Source organism: Mycobacterium sp. 1165178.9, assembly GCF_001673555.1.
Classification (GTDB): domain Bacteria; phylum Actinomycetota; class Actinomycetes; order Mycobacteriales; family Mycobacteriaceae; genus Mycobacterium.
Genome location: NZ_LZMB01000017.1, coordinates 1 through 2,683 on the forward strand (window position 1 = coordinate 1; position 2,683 = coordinate 2,683).

Here is a 2,683-nt window from a genome sequence, read left to right on the forward strand (position 1 = left end):
CCGGGCTCAGCCCGCGGGCCTCGGCTTCGAAAAGCAGGTCGACGGCACGTTTGCGGGCCTGATGGCGTCCCCTCACGGGTCTGCTCACGCGTTGACGCGCCCCAGGTAGCTGCCGTCGCGCGTGTCGACCTTCAGCTTGTCTCCGGTGTTGATGAACAGCGGCACCTGGATCTCGGCGCCGGTCTCCACGGTGGCGGGTTTGGTGCCTGCGCTGGACCGGTCGCCCTGCAGGCCCGGCTCCGTGTGCGTGACCTCCATCTCGACCGATACCGGCAGCTCGATGTACAACGGAGCCCCGTTGTGGAACGCCACCTGCACCGGCAGGCCCTCCAGCAGGAACCGGGCCGCGTCGCCGACCAACGACTCGGGCAGCGGGTGCTGTTCGTAGTCCTGGCTGTCCATGAACACGAAGTCCGAGCCGTCGCGGTAGAGGTAGGTGGTGTCGCGCCGGTCGACGGTGGCGGTCTCCACCTTCACGCCGGCGTTGTACGTCTTGTCGACGACCTTCCCGGACAGCACGTTCTTCAGCTTGGTCCGCACAAAGGCGGGACCTTTGCCCGGTTTGACGTGCTGGAACTCGACGATCTGCCACAGCTGGCCGTCGATCACCAGCACCAGTCCATTCTTGAAATCGGCAGTGCTTGCCACGGTTCGGTATATCTCCTCGGACGTTGGACAGTCGCCTGCGGAACTGTCTGTGACTTGTCGATCAGTTTAGAGCGCTCCGCACCCGCGCCCGCCGGGCCGGGGTCGGACATGACGCGCGAAACCCCGCCAGCGGTGGACGTGTTCGGGGCTACGCCAAAACGGTCAGCTCCTTGGGGAACTTGGTCAACAATTCCGGGGGCGTGCCGCGAGCCTCGTCCGGCACCACCAGAGTGTCCTCGATGCGCACGCCGCCGCGACCGGGCAGGTAGACGCCGGGCTCCACGGTCACCACGGATTCGGCCAGCAACGTGCCGGTGGACGTGGCGCCGATGCCCGGTGCTTCGTGGATTTCCAGGCCCACGCCGTGACCCAGACTGTGGCTGAACTGCTCGCCATAGCCGGCGTCGGCGATCACCTGGCGGGCCGCGGCGTCCACTTCGCGCAAGCCGGCGCCGGCGTGCAGTGCCTCCCGGCCGGCCCGCTGCGAGTCGGCGACCAGCTGGTAGATCTCCAGCTGCCAGCCGGCGGCCTTGCCCAGCACGAAGGTGCGGGTCATGTCGGAGTGATAACCGCCGACCAGCGCCCCGAAGTCGATCTTGACGAAATCGCCGCCGGCCAGCACCGCGTCGGTGGGGCGGTGATGCGGGATCGCCGAGTTCGGCCCCGCGGCCACGATCGTCTCGAACGAGATCGCGTCGGCGCCGTGGTCGAGCATCAGGGCCTCCAGTTCGCGGCTGACCTCGCGTTCGGTCCGGCCGGGACGCAGGCCGCCACGCGCCACCAGATCGCTCAGAGCCGCGTCGGCCGCCTCGCAGGCCAGCCGCAGCAGCGCGACCTCGCCGGCGTCTTTGACCTCGCGCAGCGCTTCGACCGTTCCGGCAGCCTTGACCAGCTCGGTGCCCGACTTTCGCTCGTCCAGCTCGCGGGTCAGGGCGTCGAATCCGTCGACGGTCACCACGTTGCTTTCGAAGCCCAGCTTCTGGGCGCCCGCCTCGGCGGCCTGCGCGGCCAGGTAACGTCCCAGCGCCCGTTCGATGGCGACTTCGAGGTCCGGTGCTTGCTCGGCGGCCTGGGTTCGGTATCGCCCATCGGTGGCCAGCACGGGGCCGCGATCGTCGGCGAACACCAGCAACGCGCCGTTGGATCCGGTAAAGCCGGAGAGATAACGAACGTTCACCAGGTCCGTGACCAGCAGCGCATCCAATCCGCCGGCCTCGAGTCGCGCTCTGAGCCTGTCTCGACGCTGTGAATGTGTCACGGGTCTTGACGGTACTCGCTACGCTTTTGGGCCATGAGTAAGTGGATGCTGCGCGGATTGGTCTACGCCGCGGCGATGGTCGTGGTCCGATTGTTCCAGGGTGCGCTGATCAACGCGTGGCAGACGCAGGCGACGCTGTTCAGCGTGGCGTTGCTGCTTGTGTTCATCATCGGGGTGATCATCTGGGGGATTCGCGACGGCCGAGCCGACGCCATCGCCAACCCCGATCCGGATCGCCGCGGCGACCTGGCGATGACCTGGCTGCTGGCGGGCCTGGTGGCCGGCGTGCTCAGCGGAGCCGTCACCTGGCTGATCGCGACCTTCTACAGCGGCCTGTACACCGGGGGGCTGCTCAACGAGTTGACGACGTTCGCGGCCTTCACCGCGCTGATTGTCTTCGTGCCCGCAATCATCGGCGTGACGATCGGGCGCTGGCGGGTGGATCGCAATCCCCCGGCGCGCCGGCCCGGCACTGACGACGAGCGGGCCGACACCGACGTGTTCTCCGCGGTGCGCGCCGACGACGCGCCCACCGGCGAGATTCCCACGCAGGGGTCCGCTGCCCACACCGAGGCGCGGACCGCGGGGGTCGCCACGGCCGAGCGCGAGGCGCCCACCGACAAGGTGTCCACCTCCGAATCGCCGACCGAAACGATCACCAAGCCCGGCGACGACCCGAAGACCGAGGTGATCCGCACCGGCGACGAGCACACCAGGCCCGGCAAGGAACACGATAAGGACTAGCTGGCGGCGCCGGGCTCCCCGACCAGATAGCGC

3 protein-coding genes and 1 pseudogene are annotated in these 2,683 nt (G+C 68.4%); 1 reads left to right on the forward strand and 3 read right to left on the reverse strand.

Translation table 11 applies throughout. The features are described 5' to 3' along the window. From A5652_RS26250 to A5652_RS01075, 3 genes and pseudogenes are all read right to left on the reverse strand, one after another. A pseudogene (locus A5652_RS26250) lies at positions 1 to 88 on the reverse strand (N utilization substance protein B); the annotation flags it as partial. Further along, complete coding sequence (gene efp, locus A5652_RS01070) at positions 85 to 648, reverse strand: elongation factor P (RefSeq protein WP_007171952.1); 564 nt, start codon at positions 646 to 648, stop codon at positions 85 to 87. The gene efp and the pseudogene A5652_RS26250, both read right to left, overlap by 4 nt. 148 nt (positions 649 to 796) lie before the next feature. Then, complete coding sequence (locus A5652_RS01075; protein ID WP_067345718.1) at positions 797 to 1,906, reverse strand: Xaa-Pro peptidase family protein; 1,110 nt, start codon at positions 1,904 to 1,906, stop codon at positions 797 to 799. A gap of 33 nt (positions 1,907 to 1,939) precedes the next feature. On the opposite strand from A5652_RS01075, the gene A5652_RS01080 reads away from it, so the two are divergent. Continuing rightward, positions 1,940 to 2,650: a B-4DMT family transporter gene (locus tag A5652_RS01080; RefSeq protein ID WP_197513688.1), complete on the forward strand. Its 711-nt coding sequence runs from the start codon at positions 1,940 to 1,942 to the stop codon at positions 2,648 to 2,650. Positions 2,651 to 2,683 lie beyond the last annotated feature (33 nt).

Bases quoted from the DNA above. Each gene is read 5' to 3' on its own strand.
- A5652_RS01080 (WP_197513688.1), top strand. From the start codon at position 1,940: ATGAGTAAGTGGATGCTGCGCGGATTGGTCTACGCCGCGGCGATGGTC.